This window comes from Microcoleus anatoxicus (assembly GCF_042465725.1).
GTDB classification, from domain to species: domain Bacteria; phylum Cyanobacteriota; class Cyanobacteriia; order Cyanobacteriales; family Microcoleaceae; genus Microcoleus; species Microcoleus anatoxicus.
Genome location: NZ_CP120853.1, coordinates 6,239,068 through 6,254,327 on the forward strand (window position 1 = coordinate 6,239,068; position 15,260 = coordinate 6,254,327).

16 protein-coding genes are annotated in these 15,260 nt (G+C 44.6%); 6 read left to right on the top strand and 10 right to left on the bottom strand.

Annotated elements, in window-relative coordinates:
- Positions 1-103 precede the first annotated feature (103 nt).
- Together P2A85_RS27105 and P2A85_RS27110 are read right to left on the bottom strand one after the other, a co-directional pair.
- Complete coding sequence (locus tag P2A85_RS27105) at positions 104-835, bottom strand: cytochrome c biogenesis protein CcdA (protein ID WP_340521732.1); 732 nt, start codon at positions 833-835, stop codon at positions 104-106.
- Between the two features lie 162 nt (positions 836-997).
- On the bottom strand, positions 998-1,729 hold the full coding sequence (locus tag P2A85_RS27110; RefSeq protein ID WP_377476542.1) for a pentapeptide repeat-containing protein: 732 nt from the start codon (positions 1,727-1,729) through the stop codon (positions 998-1,000).
- A 431-nt stretch (positions 1,730-2,160) separates the two neighbouring features.
- Here P2A85_RS27110 and P2A85_RS27115 point away from each other — a divergent pair, with 431 nt between their 5' ends.
- Positions 2,161-2,817, top strand: a complete 657-nt coding sequence (locus P2A85_RS27115) for a tetratricopeptide repeat protein (RefSeq protein WP_377476544.1) — start codon at positions 2,161-2,163, stop codon at positions 2,815-2,817.
- Positions 2,818-2,874: 57 nt separating this feature from the next.
- On the opposite strand, the gene P2A85_RS27120 is transcribed toward P2A85_RS27115, so the two are convergent.
- Positions 2,875-4,209 (bottom strand): peptidylprolyl isomerase, encoded by a 1,335-nt coding sequence (locus P2A85_RS27120; RefSeq protein ID WP_377476546.1) that lies wholly within the window; start codon positions 4,207-4,209, stop codon positions 2,875-2,877.
- A 280-nt stretch (positions 4,210-4,489) separates the two neighbouring features.
- Here P2A85_RS27120 and P2A85_RS27125 point away from each other — a divergent pair, with 280 nt between their 5' ends.
- Complete coding sequence (locus tag P2A85_RS27125; protein ID WP_377476549.1) at positions 4,490-5,041, top strand: peroxiredoxin; 552 nt, start codon at positions 4,490-4,492, stop codon at positions 5,039-5,041.
- A gap of 38 nt (positions 5,042-5,079) precedes the next feature.
- On the opposite strand, the gene P2A85_RS27130 is transcribed toward P2A85_RS27125, so the two are convergent.
- A complete protein-coding gene (locus P2A85_RS27130) occupies positions 5,080-5,382 on the bottom strand; it encodes a hypothetical protein (RefSeq protein ID WP_377476551.1) in 303 nt (100 codons plus the stop codon).
- Positions 5,383-5,762: 380 nt separating this feature from the next.
- On the opposite strand from P2A85_RS27130, the gene P2A85_RS27135 reads away from it, so the two are divergent.
- Both P2A85_RS27135 and clpS read left to right on the top strand, forming a co-directional pair.
- Positions 5,763-6,365, top strand: a complete 603-nt coding sequence (locus P2A85_RS27135) for a superoxide dismutase (protein ID WP_377476554.1) — start codon at positions 5,763-5,765, stop codon at positions 6,363-6,365.
- A 230-nt stretch (positions 6,366-6,595) separates the two neighbouring features.
- Entirely contained in the window at positions 6,596-6,889 is a 294-nt protein-coding gene (gene clpS, locus P2A85_RS27140; protein WP_340521737.1) for an ATP-dependent Clp protease adapter ClpS, read from the top strand.
- Between the two features lie 32 nt (positions 6,890-6,921).
- On the opposite strand, the gene P2A85_RS27145 is transcribed toward clpS, so the two are convergent.
- Both P2A85_RS27145 and P2A85_RS27150 read right to left on the bottom strand, forming a co-directional pair.
- A complete protein-coding gene (locus tag P2A85_RS27145; RefSeq protein ID WP_377476556.1) occupies positions 6,922-7,419 on the bottom strand; it encodes a plastocyanin/azurin family copper-binding protein in 498 nt (165 codons plus the stop codon).
- 120 nt (positions 7,420-7,539) lie between these two features.
- The gene (locus P2A85_RS27150) at positions 7,540-8,655 is read right to left on the bottom strand and encodes a tocopherol cyclase family protein (protein WP_377476558.1); all 1,116 of its coding nucleotides are present in this window, start codon (positions 8,653-8,655) and stop codon (positions 7,540-7,542) included.
- A 211-nt stretch (positions 8,656-8,866) separates the two neighbouring features.
- On the opposite strand from P2A85_RS27150, the gene P2A85_RS27155 reads away from it, so the two are divergent.
- Positions 8,867-9,448 (top strand): Npun_F5749 family FMN-dependent PPOX-type flavoprotein, encoded by a 582-nt coding sequence (locus P2A85_RS27155; RefSeq protein ID WP_377476560.1) that lies wholly within the window; start codon positions 8,867-8,869, stop codon positions 9,446-9,448.
- 131 nt (positions 9,449-9,579) lie between these two features.
- On the opposite strand, the gene cysE is transcribed toward P2A85_RS27155, so the two are convergent.
- Positions 9,580-10,386 (bottom strand): serine O-acetyltransferase, encoded by an 807-nt coding sequence (cysE, locus tag P2A85_RS27160; protein ID WP_377476562.1) that lies wholly within the window; start codon positions 10,384-10,386, stop codon positions 9,580-9,582.
- A gap of 393 nt (positions 10,387-10,779) precedes the next feature.
- On the opposite strand from cysE, the gene mrdA reads away from it, so the two are divergent.
- Positions 10,780-12,603: a penicillin-binding protein 2 gene (gene mrdA / locus P2A85_RS27165; RefSeq protein ID WP_377481751.1), complete on the top strand. Its 1,824-nt coding sequence runs from the start codon at positions 10,780-10,782 to the stop codon at positions 12,601-12,603.
- Here mrdA and P2A85_RS27170 read toward each other — a convergent pair.
- The 3 genes from P2A85_RS27170 to P2A85_RS27180 all read right to left on the bottom strand — a co-directional run bounded on the left by P2A85_RS27170 (position 12,593) and on the right by P2A85_RS27180 (position 15,255).
- Positions 12,593-12,760, bottom strand: coding sequence for a hypothetical protein (locus P2A85_RS27170; protein WP_377476563.1), 168 nt, complete (start codon positions 12,758-12,760; stop codon positions 12,593-12,595). The genes mrdA and P2A85_RS27170 overlap by 11 nt on opposite strands.
- A gap of 17 nt (positions 12,761-12,777) precedes the next feature.
- Entirely contained in the window at positions 12,778-14,514 is a 1,737-nt protein-coding gene (locus tag P2A85_RS27175; protein WP_377476565.1) for a DUF3352 domain-containing protein, read from the bottom strand.
- A 135-nt stretch (positions 14,515-14,649) separates the two neighbouring features.
- A complete protein-coding gene (locus P2A85_RS27180; RefSeq protein ID WP_377476567.1) occupies positions 14,650-15,255 on the bottom strand; it encodes a pentapeptide repeat-containing protein in 606 nt (201 codons plus the stop codon).
- Between the last annotated feature and the right edge of the window lie 5 nt (positions 15,256-15,260).

A 15,260-nucleotide genomic window follows, 5' to 3' on the forward strand; every position in this document is an offset into this window, starting at 1 on the left:
TCTTCCTTCGTGTTCTTCGCGCCTTCGCGGTTCGTAAAAAAATCACCAACACCGCCGCGATCGGTATATGTTGAAACCCTAGGTCAAGTCCTGACTACAAAACTCAAGCAGGAAGTAAGCGAGAAAGCAGAGAAAAAACGCCAAATCCTACCAACAAAATACCACTAACAGGCGTAATCCAACTAGACCAACGGCGCAATTCCAACAACTTTTTAATACTCGCAGTAAAAGTTCCTGCTATAATCAAAGGAGCCACATAGCCCGCAGCATAAAACAGTAACAAAACACCACCTAAAAACGTATCTCCAGTCTTGGAAACCCAAGCTAAGAGGGTAGCCAAAACAGGAGTGCTGCACGGAGAGGCCACCAAACCAAAACTTAAGCCCAATAAGTACGATCGCACTCCAGCGGGCAAATTCTTCGGCACCAAAGCCACAGCATCAAAAGAGGGCATTTGCAAAGGTAAAGCTTCCAGTAAATTCAGCCCCATTAAAATAGCAATAATGCTAACAACGATCGGCAAACCTATGCCTATTTTGCCATAAACCTGGCCAGCAAAGGAAGCTAAAATACCCAAACCAGCAAGAGTTGTCGCCAATCCTAGGGAAAACCAAGCCGACTGAGTAGCAGCTTGGAGACGACTTTTAGCTTCGTAGCCGCCGATATAGCCGATAGTAATCGGCAACATGGAAAGCATACAGGGAGTTAAGCTAGTTAGCAACCCAGCCAAAAAGATGACTCCGACGCTAACGAAACTGAGGTGTGTAAGTTGAGAGTTGACTAAAGTATTAGCAAATTGTGCTAGTTCGTAAATTTTGTTTTGCAGGGTTTCCATTACGAGTGTTTGGTGCTGTTATGGCTGTATTTAAAATTGTAACAGATACGGTGTACTTCGGTTTAAAAAAATAATTATTATTTAAATTGATTGACTACCTAACAGAAAAAAAGTAGACCGCACCCCAAAAAAGTGGCACTGGTAGCTTGGTGATTATCGACATTAATCCAAGGAACTAGACTTGAAATTAATCGCCACTTCGTCATTAATAGAACCGTCAGGCATCACCGCCCCCGACAGTAAGACACCTTCGAGATTAGCTCTCGTTAAAACCGCACCTTCTAAATTAGCATTACTGAGGTTTGTTAGTTGTTTATAACCTCTGAAAAAGAAGCTTTGCAAGTCCGCACCAGTTAAATTACTGTCAGCCAAATTGGCATATTGCAAATCAGCGCCATGTAGCGTAGCATCAGTTAAATTAGCTTTGGTGAGATTTGTCCCCCAGAGTCGAGAATCTAAAACATTAGCATTTTTTAAATTGGCCATAGTCAAATTTGCTAAAGTCAAATTAGCATTCCACAATCGACTATGATTGAAATTAGCTGCGGTCAAGTTAGCTTTACTGAGGTCTGTGCCAAAAATATCACAATCTGCTAAGTTTGCACCACTGAGATCGGCATCAGAAAGGTCGGCATTTTTCAAGTTAGCGCCGGACAAATTAGCTCCGCTTAAATTAGCCCTACTGAGGTTAGCATCTTGGAGATTAGCACCGCTTAAATCAGCACCGCTTAAATCGCACTGCTTCCACAAAAAGCTGACGCACCAATTATCTTTTTTAATTTGACTAATATCTCGATCGTTAGCTGCCATCACTGGAAGAGTTAAACCAAGAGTGAACAGGGCGAGCGCTCCTATTGTCACCACGATTTTTTTTAACTTCAGAACTATTTTCATTGACACTAAGTTGAGCAATAGATTCTTAATGAATAATTAAATCATAGCAAATAATCGGCAACTTTCATCAGAAATTTTACTGAAAAGTAATTCTGCTGTTAGATACCAGACTTCTGTAAGCACTAGGATATCTGGGTATTCTGTTGGTCGATCGGACCAATTACCTACAAAGGCTACACTAGATAGTCTCTGGGGGAAATTGCCCTGACTTGTGATCTGCCTCACTCACTAAGGCCAAATCTCCTCACACAAGTGAATACCCAACCATCACCCCATCTCATCAATATAATCACCATCCTGACAGTATTAACATCACTGCCTAAAGCTAAAAAAGGGTAGAAAATAAAAGAGTACAGTTAAATCCTCGCTTTCCTATGCCCACTATCGCCATCCTTCCCAGCAGATTAATTGTCACAAGTATTGTAAATTCGATGGATTTTTTAGGATTAACTAATCTGGCGGACAAATTCTTGTCTGACTGTACCTCTGATTCGCGAAAGTCAGAAATCTTAAATGCTAAGACTAGAAAATTTTACCTTGATGGTTTGAAAAATTTAGAAGACGCTGACTTGCAGAGTGCGGTCAAAAATTTTAGCTGCGCAATTGAAATCAATCCGGACTTCGCTCCTGCTTACAATGACCGAGGAATAACCCGTTACAAATTAGGTTATAAACTATTAGCTTTAGAAGATTTAAACACAGCCATTCTGATTAATCCAGAACGATATAAGTATTACAACAATCGGGGATTTGTGCTAACTCGCTTAGAAGATTATCCGGGAGCGATCGCCGATTATAGTTTAGCTGTGCTACTTAATCCCTATGCAGGCAAAAGTTACTTCCGACGTGGCACTATCTACTTAAAAATCAATGATTATGTGGCGGCAATTGCAGATTTTGATTCAGCAATTTGCATTGCACCTGACTTTGGTAAAGCTTATTTTAACCGAGGAATAGCTAAATATAAGTTGAAAGATATTCCCGGAGGATTGGAGGATTTTCAGAAATCAGCAGAGCTGTTTAATGCTCAGGATAAAATAGAAGATTATCAGGAAGCTATTGCTAAAATTGCAGAAGTATGGTATTAGATTTACCCACATCCCCGACTTCTTAAAAAAGCCGGGGTTCTCAGATCGATCGCCAACTTAGCCAATTCTAAAAGCTGCATCACCGACTGGCAAGTCATTGGGACGAGAAATAGTAGCAAAGTTAATAGCAAACGCCGCGTTTTGAACTGCGGTAGGGGTGGCATTTTGAACTGTTGCCAAAGTTGCCCCTCCCAATTGAATCAGAGTGTTGCTTCCAGAGGCAGTAAATGCAATGCTGGATAAACTGCCGGTAATGCCAATACGATCTTCTCCTGGTACAAAATCAAGAATTAGATCGCTCGTATTATCCACAGGTATATTGTTACCAGTAATTAGAACAAAACTATCAGCACCTGCACCACCGGTCAGGGTATCAGCACCAGCATCTCCAATTAAAATATCGTTGCCTTCAGCACCAACTAAAACATCGTTACCTTTGCCACCTCGCAAAAAGTCGTTACCAGCATCTCCATTGAGATTATCGTCACCCAGATTTCCAATCAAAATATCGTTGCCAACACCACCGCTAATTGAGTCATTACCTTTGCCACCTCGCAAAAAGTCGTCACCAACTTCACCAGTGATGGTATCATTGCCTTGGCTACCATTAATTGCATCATTGGTTGGTGAACCAGTTATGCGATCGCTGGCACTACCTCCCAGTACACCGCTGGGATTTTGCTGAGAATCTTGGGAAGTGACTTGATAGTTATTGGGGGTGTTGGCCAATTTGAGCGATCGCAAAGGCAGATTGACCAGATTAGTAGTATTAACGAAATTGTTCAGTAAAGTAACATCGCTAATGATACTAGAAACCCGACTGGGGACGATTCCTTGAACAACTTTGGCGCTGGAAATGCGATCGCCCTGCTGCACCGCATTTACCGTATTAAAACCTTGAGTAACATAGCCAAAAACCGCATAATTACCATCTAAGAACTGCAAATCATCCAAAGCAAAATAGAACTGAGAAGAAGCCGTATTCAAAGCAGTAGCACGAGCCATGGCCACAGCCCCGACAGTGTGCTGTAACTGCGGAGTTTGGGTAACAACTTGGTTGTAAACAGGTTCGGTAGCTCCTTGGGGCTTAATTTCCAAAGGAATAAAACGAGCTTGATTGGTATCCGGGTCAATAAAATTGCCCGTTCCTAATTGACTTGCCGGAATTGTGGTATCTTTGCTGCGGGGATCGCCACCTTGCACCACAAAAGGAGTGGGTTGACGCACAACTCGGTGAAACATCACCCCGTCGTAGATGCCACGCTCAACTAAGTCTACAAAATTGCCTGCGGTAATTGGGGCATTAGTGCCGTCAACTTCGATCGCAACGGGTTGACCGTTAATTACCTGGACTACAGTGGCTTTGCCTGATAACGGGAGTGCAGCGGCCATAAGTAAATTGCTATTTTAGTGAGTGATATTTAGCTTTTCGGAACAATCTAGGGATAATCCACAAATTGCCCCTACTTATTTAATCAGAAAACTGTAAACTTGTGTTAATACCCGTTTTTTATGAAGCTGCATAGAATCCGATCCCCCCTAGCCCCCCTTAATAAGGGGGGAACCAGATTGGGATCTTTAGTCCCCTTTATTAAGGGGGATGCGATGGGGAACGAGATATATATGCAACATCATATTAAATTGGTATAAGTACAGTTCTAGTTCTAAATTTATGCTCTCCCGCCGCTACTTTTTTAGCACTTTCGTGGCAATTTGTCTAGTTGTTTTAAGTTTTAATTTTGCAGCCCCCGCTGCCGCCCTCGGTGGCAAGCTTCCCCAGGTGAATCAGCCGGCACCGGAGTTTACTTTACCGACTAATAGCGGTGGCGGACAAGTCTCTCTCTCCGATTATCGCGGTAAGTGGCTGGTAGTTTATTTCTATCCCAAAGATTTTACATCCGGTTGTACGATCGAAGCGCGCCGATTCCAGCAAGACTTGCCCAAATACTTGGCAAAGAATGCTCGCATTATCGGTATTAGCGCTGATGATGTCAATTCCCACGCCGAATTTTGTGATTCGGAAGGTTTGAAATTTCCCCTGTTAGCTGATACGGACGGAAAAGTGAGTAAAGCTTACGGTTCTTGGATGAGTTTTATCTCGGCACGGCACAGTTTTATTATCGATCCAAAGGGCATTTTGCGGGAAACTTTTGTGAAGATTAATCCGGCAATTCACTCTCAAGAAGTCCTGGCAAAGTTGGGTGAGTTGCAAGCTCAAAGATAATATTGTATTACCTGGAATCATACGAATTAAATAGGTTGCTAGTCAAAAATTGAGCATTCGAGACTCAATCCCTGACTAGCAAAGCGATCGCATCCAGGACAAAATCGAAATAGTTCAACTAAAACTAATAAAAATAGAATATCAGCCGTCACTTGCTTGAAATTCAACGGAGGCAACAGCGAGAAAAACATTTCTCGAAGTTCCAGCACCATGAAGCAGAACAAACCGATACATAAGGAAATTACAATTAAGTCTTGGACTGTTTCCAGAGCGCTAACAATTAGTTTCAGATTTAACCATGGTGAGGTCTGGCTCGTGGAGTTGTTTAAAGGCTTTTGCATGGATGGCTCCTGCGAATTGTTTGACTTGTTTACAGCTTAAGTTAAATAGATCTGATATTTGACAAGACAATGGTTTAATTTATTTATAACCATGATAAAACTTCCGTCACTTTAAAATTTTACACAAACTTTTAGGTACATCGCAGGTGGGTTGACATTTTGGCAAGCTTTATGGTATTCAATGCTGGCGTTTGAAAGTTTTTACAGGTAAAAGCCAGAACTGAAAATGCTTAAATGCTGTAATTGTTATAAGATAAGGAAATTGTAAATAACTATTTACATAGCTCGATCGACTCAGGCTAGGGACTAAAGGCTCTAATCACACAAAAGCCTGAGAGTCAACCCAAAAACTAAAAGTAATCCAGAGAGGATTGAACACAATGGCATTTGAACTTGCACCATTACCCTTCGCCGCTGACGCTCTAGAGTCAGGCCATATGTCGGCCAATACCTTTTCGTTCCATCACGACAAGCACCACGCTGCTTACGTGACCAACCTCAACAAACTGATTGAAGGCACTGAACTTGCCAGCAAATCTCTCGAAGAGATTGTCAAGGAATCTGCCAAAGACTCGTCCAAAGCAGGCATTTTTAACAATGCAGGTCAAGTTTGGAACCACAATTTTTTCTGGAATTCTCTCAAAGCAGGTGGTGGTGGCACTCCGACTGGAGCTTTAGCTGACAAAATCACCGCTGACTTCGGCAGCTTCGATAAATTCAAAGAAGAATTCAAGGCTGCTGCGACAACTCAGTTCGGTAGTGGCTGGGCTTGGCTGGTTTTAGACAATGGCACTTTGAAAGTTACCAAAACTGCCAACGCCGATACTCCTTTGGCCCATGGTCAAATCCCATTGCTGACTTTGGATGTGTGGGAACACGCTTACTATTTGGACTTCCAAAACCGCCGTCCTGACTACATTGCTAATTTCTTGGATAACTTGGCTAATTGGGATTTTGCAGCAGCCAATTTGGCTGCGGCTTAGTAGAGGTTTTGCCCTCGGCGATCGCGCTGTTGGCAAAAGTCTAAAATAGTCCTAGAGGCAGTCACTCTGTAAAAAGTGACTGCCTTTTTGTCAACTTCACAGCCACGCAGATTGAGCCGTAGGAGTAATTGTCCAATCTCAAATTTAAAATTTTAAATCGGCTGAGATCGTGTTAGAATAGTAAGGGTAAATTTTTTATGCTGTTTGTAGTTTCAGTGGCTGTTCGCGCGATGACTTCTTCACCGACCATAGCTCCAGTTCGATCGAGTCAAGTTACCCGCAAGCCTTATCCAAATTATCGGGTAATTGTTCTCAACGATGATTTCAATACATTCCAGCACGTTGTTGAATGTTTGACCAAATATATTCCAGGGATGACAAGCGATAGAGCCTGGGAACTTGCTAATCAAATCCATCACGAAGGACAAGCTACTGTGTGGGTTGGCCCACAAGAGCAAGCAGAACTTTATCATATGCAGTTGAGCCGCGCTGGACTGACGATGGCACCGTTGGAGTCCGCTTAAGTGGATGTTAATATTAACTGGGATATGGGATTTCAAGGGGCGATCGCAATTTGGCCAATCATTCCCGCCTCTGTATGTCCGGCTACCGTACATCGCAGGTTATAAGTTCCAGACTTCATGGGGATGAATACCCATTCTGCCCTAGCTCCGGGTTTAAGTTCCAACTCGTGAATAGCTCCTTTAATTTCCACTTTCCCAGCTTCTACTTTTTGTGTCCAAATCGCATCCGCAAAGTCTTTAGCAGTAAAATAATGTTTTTGCGGACTGGGGTTGGTCAGCACTAATTTATAACGTTTTCCCGATGCAAATTGTAGCTGATTGGGGGAAAATTTCAGTTCCCCAGTTTCGCTACCCAAACTCACACTAATTTCGGTGATGGGTTGGCGTGATAAATCTCCTGCATTGGCAATTGTCGCAGGAATTAATAGAGTGCCAAAACAGAGAATTAACCCTAAAATTAGCTTTAAGGTTTGTGGGAACCGCTGGCTGCGGTAGAATTGCACTAATTGCGATCGAAATGATTTGAGCATGAGATTTAATTATCAGGTAACTCTTACTTAATTATGGCGACTGTAAGTCGCTACTATACAAACGAAGTGCGCCTACGCGCACTGGGAGAAAATAGGCTTATAAATTCTGCAATCTCAAATCTAAAATTGCCAAACTTCATCCCAAGGCCCGCCCCCAACTTCCAAACCACACAAAGAACTTTCAGCCTCTAAAATAATTCTAGAAGGCTGTTTGCCACTTTTGTCAATATTTCCCCCCAAAAATTCTCGCAGTTGTAGCCGCAATTCACCGTGCGTCGTATCCCGGCAGCAAAAAGCCATCCCCTTGGCTGTAGGAGTTCGGACATAGGTACCTAGAGTATTGGTAGTGCCAATTAACTCAACTTCAAATTGACTATTTTTTGCCTGCATTTTCCAGTATCCCCAAGGTTCAATATGCCAACTAACTTGGGAATTCCAAGGTGCAAATTCATAGAATTTTCCTCGATAATGGATACCAATCATTGCCACCGATTCCATCCACCACAAAACGCCTCGTTTGCCACCACCGGCAGTTAAAGCTAAATCTGATTCGCCTTGAAAACAATTGCAATTAATCCAAAACCATTTTTGAGGGAAAGCACCGCCCCAATTTTTTTCGCTGTAAGCTGGAACTTCTGTAAATTCATAGCGTTGGTCGTTCCAATCGATCCAGCCTGTGGCTAAACCGTGGGACATTAAAATTTGCCAACCGGGTTCAAATATGGGCAGAAAAGATAGCATTCCTGCGGTAGATTTCTGGATGGAATCGGAGTTTCCCCAGCCGTAAATTGGTTGAATTTCATACTGCCAATAACAGTGTTTGCCACTTCCTGGGTCGTGTAAATAACCTTGATGCAAGGTGGCTGTAGCTTGATAACCTTCTTCGATGTGGTTATCAAATGCTTGTGGTGCTAAATATTCGGGTTTGATTTGTAAATCTGTTTTGCCCCAATGTCCTAAACCCAGTTTGTTTCTATCTGCCCAAAATTTGTTTACATCGGGGAAAGTGCGACACAAATATTGGTCTTTGGGGCCGAGAATTTGAGCGACACCGCCGCTGTAAGGTTGACCGCCTCTGGGGTCTTCGATGGAGTACATGAATGCAAAGGATTGTTGGTGGATTGGTAAGGTGATGCGATAGTACCAACCTTCAAAAAAGCGACGGTAACTGCCGTCCCAGTGATAGCCGCTGTGGGGAGTTTGAATAGTTTTGTATTTTGAGAGTGAATTTGACATAAAATTATGAATAGGAGGATGGTAAATTTACAAAAACTGTCTTTTTATTTTTTATTCTTATCGACTCACCTTTGCTCAAGGGCTTGATTCCTTCTTCCCGCTTCCTGAGCGTAGTCGAAGGACCTTCTTCCTTCTTCCTGAAGCGGTTCCTGAGCGGAGTCGAAGGGCCTTCTTCCTTCTTCCTTCTTCCTTCTTCCTTCTTCCTTTTGTTATGACTTTAGCACCTTGGCGATCGCATCTTGCTGGTACTCTCCATCGCAATCGGAGTCTTCCTGTTTCCCGGTACTTACAACTAGCAACAGTCCGGGCTGACGGGCGTCCGGCCAACCGCACGGTTGTGTTTAGAGGGTTTTTGGAAGATACCAACCAGTTACAGTTTATTACAGATATTCGGAGTCAAAAGGTAGAAGAAATTAATTTCTATCCTTGGGGGGAGATTTGTTGGTATTTCCCCCAAACTCGCGAACAATTTCGGATTGCTGGACAACTGGTGTTGGTAAGTGCAGAACATCCAGATGCTGCACTTTGTGCGTCGCGTAGAAGGGCTTGGCAGGAAATTTCTGACGCGGCGCGGGTGCAATTTGCTTGGCCGCATCCAGGGGCAAATAGGGCTGTTTCCAGCGCTTTTGAACCTACTGTCCCAGATGCGATCGAGCCTCTGTCTAATTTTTGTTTGCTGTTGTTGGAACCGGAAACTGTGGATTTGTTGGAGTTGCGAGGTGCCCCCCAGAATAGGTTGCTTTATCGGCGGGATGGGGAGGGAAATTGGTCGGCGCGCGAGGTTAATCCTTGAAAGAATTGGTTATTGGTTATTGGTTGCTTCCAATGCCTAATTCTCTTCCCCCCTTGGGGGGAGGTTGCCCAATTCCCAATTCCCAATTCCCAATTCCCAATTCCCAATTCCCAATGCCCAATGCCCAATGGTTAGATGCCACTGCCGTCGAAAAATTCTTGAATTGCTTTATCTTTTAACTGACAAGTGCTAGCAACAGCTAATTTAGTTGTTTCGGCTAGGGCTAAATTAGTGGTTTGATGTAAAGTTGGGAATGTTGAATGGAAATTGTGAGAATTTGGTTCGGATGTGAAGGAAACAGGCTGTTGAGTTTGCAAACTTTTAAGTTGCTGTTCGAGGGATTCGATGCGATCGACTAAAGAGCGAATCACCACAGCTTCGGAATCTGGTAAACTGCCGTGTTCTAGGGGATTGACTCGTACTCCCGATCGATAAACTATGCGGCCGGGAATCCCTACCACTGTACAATCAGATGGTACGTCCCGGAGCACGACGGAACCTGCGCCGATGCGCACGTTATTGCCAATTTGAAGATTTCCGAGTACCTTAGCACCGGCACCGATAACTACGTTTTCGCCGACGGTAGGGTGACGCTTGCCACTTTCTTTACCAGTACCACCGAGGGTAACTCCTTGGTAAATGAGGGCAAAATCGCCGACTATCGCGGTTTCGCCGATGACAACTCCCATACCGTGGTCAATGAAAACGCTTTTACCGATGGTTGCTCCTGGGTGAATTTCAATTCCGGTAAAAAAGCGAGCCAGGTGGGACATCAAGCGGGGGATGAAGGGAATTCCGACCAAGTACAGCCAGTGTGCGATGCGGTGGAATACCAGGGCCTGAAGACCAGGGTAGCAAAACAAAACTTCCAGCCAGTTGCGAGCAGCAGGGTCTCGATCGAAAATAATACTGAAGTCAGTTCTAAGAGTCTTTAGCACTTTCGGAGTTACCAATTTTGGTTAAACACGCCATTTTATTTTACCGGATGAGGGAAGATAGCTGCCGATCGTGTAAACCGAATCACCAAATATTTGACCATTCAACAGTTAACAGTGCACCAAAGATCCTGCTTTGGATACTTTTGGGCTTGTTTTGAGTGCTGAGTTCCTGATTAACACAACTTTTGGTATTATTACTTATGGGTGGATCGAGATGGCTTTATCCCCCAAGGGTGAGACCCCGCTGTTAATTTTCCGGGCTATTTCTGGCTATTTGGGAAATTATTCATTTGTCAGGAACCCGCAGTCAGTAGTCAAATTCCCCATGCCTGATATTTCATAGTTAATAATTAGTCATCTAACATCTAGGATGTGACATCTACCTATATAATGATGCAACGACAAATTTCTTCCATATCTGGATTTCGCGCTTCTGACTTAACCGTGGGGGAAACTCCTAGGAAACAGTCCCGTCCGATACAGCGGGCGATCGTGTTGATGTTGATTGCAACGGGTTTGCTGAGTCTGCACGTCGGTAGGCTGGTGCAATTGCAACTGGTGGAAGGGAAACAAAACCGGGAACGAGCCGAAAACAATCGGGTTCGGGAAGTGCCAAAACCAGCCAATCGCGGACATATAGTCGATCGCCAAGGTAAACTGCTAGCTGCAAACAATTTAGCTCGATCGATCTATTTGTGGCCCAAAGAACAAACGCCGGAACAGTGGAAAGTAACAGCAGATAAGTTAAGTCCGCTGCTGAAAATCCCAGCCCAGGAAATTCTCGAAAAATTAAAACAAGTCGATCCTTCATCCTACAGACCGGTACGACTTAGACAAGCAATGCCGCCAGAGGTATTTGTGCCACTAGCAGAACTGGTGGGACAAATGAGAGGAGTGGAAGTGCGCCCCGAAGCCAGACGGTTCTATCCAGAAGGCAGTTTAGCTGCTCACGTTCTCGGATATATTGGCGAAGCTACCGAAGCAGACTTGAAAACTCATCCAGAATATCCGATGGGAATGATTGTGGGTCAAATGGGCATAGAAGCGAGTTCTAACAGCAAGATTGCCGGAGTTTGGGGCTATCGACTGATCGAGACGAATGCCCAAAATCAAGAACTGCGCCTGATCGGAGAGACACCTCCGAAACCAGGTGAAACAGTCCAGCTAACTATAGATTTCAAGATGCAAAAAGCGGCTGAAGAGGCCCTGGGGAATCGAAGGGGGGCAGTAGTAGCCCTGGATGTGAAAACTGGTGCGGTATTAGTGTTAGCCAGCCACCCTACTTTTGACCCCAATCTGTTTACGCGAAAAATCACCAAGGAAGATTGGCAAAATCTGCAAGATTTGGAAAATCCCTTTTTGAATCGAGCCATGCAAGGCTATCCCCCCGGCAGCACTTTTAAAATTGTGACTTCCGTCGCTGGTATGGAATCGGGTAAGTTTTCACCGGACTCAATTATTGGTACTTCGTCTTACATTACGGTGGGGGGAATTGATTTTAACGAACACAGTGGTGGTTACGGCGATATCGGCTTTCGGGACGCTTTGGCTTTTAGCAGCAATACGTTTTTTTATCAAATCGGGATGAGTGCTGGACCAGAAGCAATTGCTAAGTGGGGACACCGCTTGGGAATTGGTAAGGATACGGATTTGAAGCTTTTGGGCCTGGGTGGCGGAGATCATGGTCAAATGCCGACGCCGGAGGAGAAGGAGAAAATTTATAAGGAACCTTGGTATGCGGGAGATACGGTAACGATGTCTATCGGTCAGGGTTTGGTGTTGGTGACTCCTTTGGAAGCGGCGGTGATGGTGAGTTCGATCGCCAATGGTGGTAATCGTGTCAAGCCCCATCTTTTGACTTCGATGACTGGCACACCTGAAACAAAACCGGTGCCTACGGGGATTAAACCTGGGACGATTGAGGTGATTAAGCAAGGACTGGCGGCGGTGGTGACGGAGGGTACGGGACGGGGACTCAATGACGGTTCCATTCCGCTGACTGCGGGCAAAACCGGGACTTCGGAGGTAATCGGACAGAAGGATCACTCATTGTATGTGGCCTATGGACCTGCGGAGAAACCAGAAATTGCGATCGCCGTGGTTGTGGAAAATGGTGGTTTTGGTTCTATAGCGGCGGCCCCGATCGCCAAAGAGGTGTTTCAAGCTTATTTTGGTAAGCCAAAAAAGGTGGATGAGTCAGTAGTGGTTACTCCTTAGTTGTTGGTTGTTGGTTGTTGGGAGCATCCCGCTCCCAATTCCCAATAACTAATACCCAATTCCCAATTCCCAATTCCCAATTCCCAATTCCCAATTCCCAATTCCCAATTCCCAATTCCCAATAACTAATACCCAATTCCCAATTCCCAATTCCCAATTCCCAATTCCCAATAACTAATACAATCGCATAAATATGGTAGCTTTGCGAATGCCTGCTGTTTCTCCGGTGCTAGTAATTGTGAGCGATCGCAAATGGTCGAACAATGGTCTTGCGGAAAGTTCAATTAACCTCAACAGCGGAATTTGTTTTTCCCAAATTCCTCTGCTTGAGGGCCAATCTAAATAAAAATAGCCGTCATTAGATGGCGGTAAGGGTTCGATACTCGTTTGAAAGTCTTGATTTGCCACCAAAGAACCTGTTTCAGCAGCTTTCAAAGCTTCGTCCATTGCTTCAACTGAGGTTGTAAAAATTTCGTATTTACCAACTGTGGCTCGGACTCCTTTTGCCTCGGTTTCGATCGCACTTTTCATTTTTTTTCCAATACCATAATTCGGGCTAGTTGTCAACTGCGTCCAAGCGGTAATTTTTTGGTTTCTGAGAGTGAAACTGCCTATGCTGTATTCTTTGCTGCGGGCAATTTCGTCCAAGCGGGCGATCGCCTGTTGGGAATCAGCAGATGTTTCGGCGGCAAAAATCCAATCGCTGCTGTTTGAGGCACTTGGAAGCACTGCTAAAGCGTATTCTCCTGTTACCCAGTTGAATATGTCTTGGGGTAAGTTAATGCCCCAAGCTGTCTGAATATCTGCGAGGGTGCGATCGACTAATTTTGACACTTCTGCATTGCCAGAAATAGCCGATGAAAATTCAGTCCAAAAATTGTTTAAACTGGTGCTAGCCACTGCCAAAGGGCTGGCTGAGGGAATGTATTGTAAGGCTTGTACAGGTTCCGATAGTGTGGGAATTGCGTTGTTTTGGCGATCGGTGACTAAAGCAGTTTCGGCCACTAATCCCCGTCTATTTACTCCCACAGCCACTCCTAGGGAAGAAAGGGAAATATCAGATTTTTCCTTGGTTTCCGACTGGGGTAGATTGAAAAATGCTAAAGCTATTCTGCCTTGTTTTAGCTGCTGCAAAGCTTTTTGATATTCGGGGTTATTGTTAAGATTGAGGTTGGCTGCTTCTACGTTATCGATGGCATCTCGGAGCACCTGCGGATGATTAGCCAATAAAACAAAACTTTGGTGATTCTTGCCATCTAAACTGCCACTAACTAAAGCAGTAGCCAAGCTTGAGGGTAAACTGGAACTTGGCAAAGAAAAGCGACTCAAAGGTGAGATCGGCTCAGTTTTTTTTGGGACTGTGGGTAATTGTTTATAACTGAGTTTAACACCTTTATATTGTTCAAACTGACCTTGTTTTTTCCAGTAGGAATCGAGAAACTGCTGGCTGCGATCGGGATTTTGGGAGGAAAGGGCTACCAAAAATCCAGTTTGTTTGCCATTTTTGCTGTCGCGATCGATGTCTCGTGTAGCGATCGCGAAGGTAATTTCGTCACCTATCCAAGGTTGGATATCTCGACTGTAATTGAGGTTTGTATTGGCGAGAAGGCTGTTTTTGATTTGTTCAAATTCAGCGTGCGATCGGCTTCTTTCTGCGGGAGTAGCAAAAACTTGTCGCAGGGATTCCAGGCGATCGGGATTTACCAGCATTGACGCTAACAAAGGTGCTTGTTTCGAGACAAACACAGCAGCAGCCGGAGTAGTTATCGGCCCGCCGTTGAGTAAATTGAGGGGAGTTTGAGTTGTCAGCCAGTAAAAACCGCCTGCACTCAGGGCTAACAGCGCCAACACACCGGCAATTAGAAAATAGAAGAACGATCGCAACTTCATCAGCAAATGACAAATTACCACAGTCTCTCATTATACACCCAGAACCCGGACTTGTTTCAAAAGTAGTTTTTTTGGGCAGATGGTTAGTTTTTAATTCGCTATTTATGGCAATCTAGCGATGAGTTATTCCCTACCTTATACCTTATACCTTCTGGTTTACCAATAGCAGCCTCGCGCGTCCGAAAAATCAGCATTTACCATGGCATACTCATCAAATATAGCATCAGTTACATCCGCCTTTCTAAACGAAGTCACCGACAACTTTTCTATCTCTTCAACAGCAATAAAAAAACCGATCGCAGTTAAACCAAGCAGCACTCCAGAAACCAAAACTAACACAATGCCCCTAATCGCATCCCCCCCAAAAAAAGTTACAATACCACTAGCGCCGATCGCAGCAGCAGCCCCAGCCACAGCCCCAGCCACAATCCCAGCCTCAGCCCTAGTCGCCGCAATCGCAGTCGCAGCCACCGCAGCCACCGCCGCCGCCCCCGCATCCGCACCCCGCATCAATCCCATCAAAGCCCCAGCCAGCGTCACCGTCACCGCAGTCACCCCAGCCCTAGCAATCAAACTTCTCACCCGTCTGCGGCTTTGTCCCATTCTGGCACCCTGAAAATTTGCCCCCCTCAACATCGCCCCAGTGAAATTGCAGCCTCGAATATCGGAACCACTGAAATTAGCCCCTGACAAATCCAAGCCTTTAAAAGAGCGATTTCGTAAATTTTGGTGAGAAAAATTGAGATTTCCAGGTTCAATCATAGAGA

Bases quoted from the DNA above. Each gene is read 5' to 3' on its own strand.
- P2A85_RS27135 (WP_377476554.1), top strand. From the start codon at position 5,763: ATGGCATTTGAACTTGCACCATTACCCTTCGCCGCTGACGCTCTAGAG.
- P2A85_RS27115 (WP_377476544.1), top strand. From the start codon at position 2,161: ATGGATTTTTTAGGATTAACTAATCTGGCGGACAAATTCTTGTCTGAC.
- P2A85_RS27120 (WP_377476546.1), bottom strand. From the start codon at position 4,209: ATGGCCGCTGCACTCCCGTTATCAGGCAAAGCCACTGTAGTCCAGGTA.
- P2A85_RS27150 (WP_377476558.1), bottom strand. From the start codon at position 8,655: ATGTCAAATTCACTCTCAAAATACAAAACTATTCAAACTCCCCACAGC.
- P2A85_RS27155 (WP_377476560.1), top strand. From the start codon at position 8,867: ATGACTTTAGCACCTTGGCGATCGCATCTTGCTGGTACTCTCCATCGC.
- mrdA (WP_377481751.1), top strand. From the start codon at position 10,780: ATGCAACGACAAATTTCTTCCATATCTGGATTTCGCGCTTCTGACTTA.
- P2A85_RS27110 (WP_377476542.1), bottom strand. From the start codon at position 1,729: ATGAAAATAGTTCTGAAGTTAAAAAAAATCGTGGTGACAATAGGAGCG.
- P2A85_RS27130 (WP_377476551.1), bottom strand. From the start codon at position 5,382: ATGCAAAAGCCTTTAAACAACTCCACGAGCCAGACCTCACCATGGTTA.
- P2A85_RS27180 (WP_377476567.1), bottom strand. From the start codon at position 15,255: ATGATTGAACCTGGAAATCTCAATTTTTCTCACCAAAATTTACGAAAT.
- P2A85_RS27105 (WP_340521732.1), bottom strand. From the start codon at position 835: ATGGAAACCCTGCAAAACAAAATTTACGAACTAGCACAATTTGCTAAT.
- clpS (WP_340521737.1), top strand. From the start codon at position 6,596: ATGACTTCTTCACCGACCATAGCTCCAGTTCGATCGAGTCAAGTTACC.
- P2A85_RS27145 (WP_377476556.1), bottom strand. From the start codon at position 7,419: ATGCTCAAATCATTTCGATCGCAATTAGTGCAATTCTACCGCAGCCAG.
- P2A85_RS27125 (WP_377476549.1), top strand. From the start codon at position 4,490: ATGCTCTCCCGCCGCTACTTTTTTAGCACTTTCGTGGCAATTTGTCTA.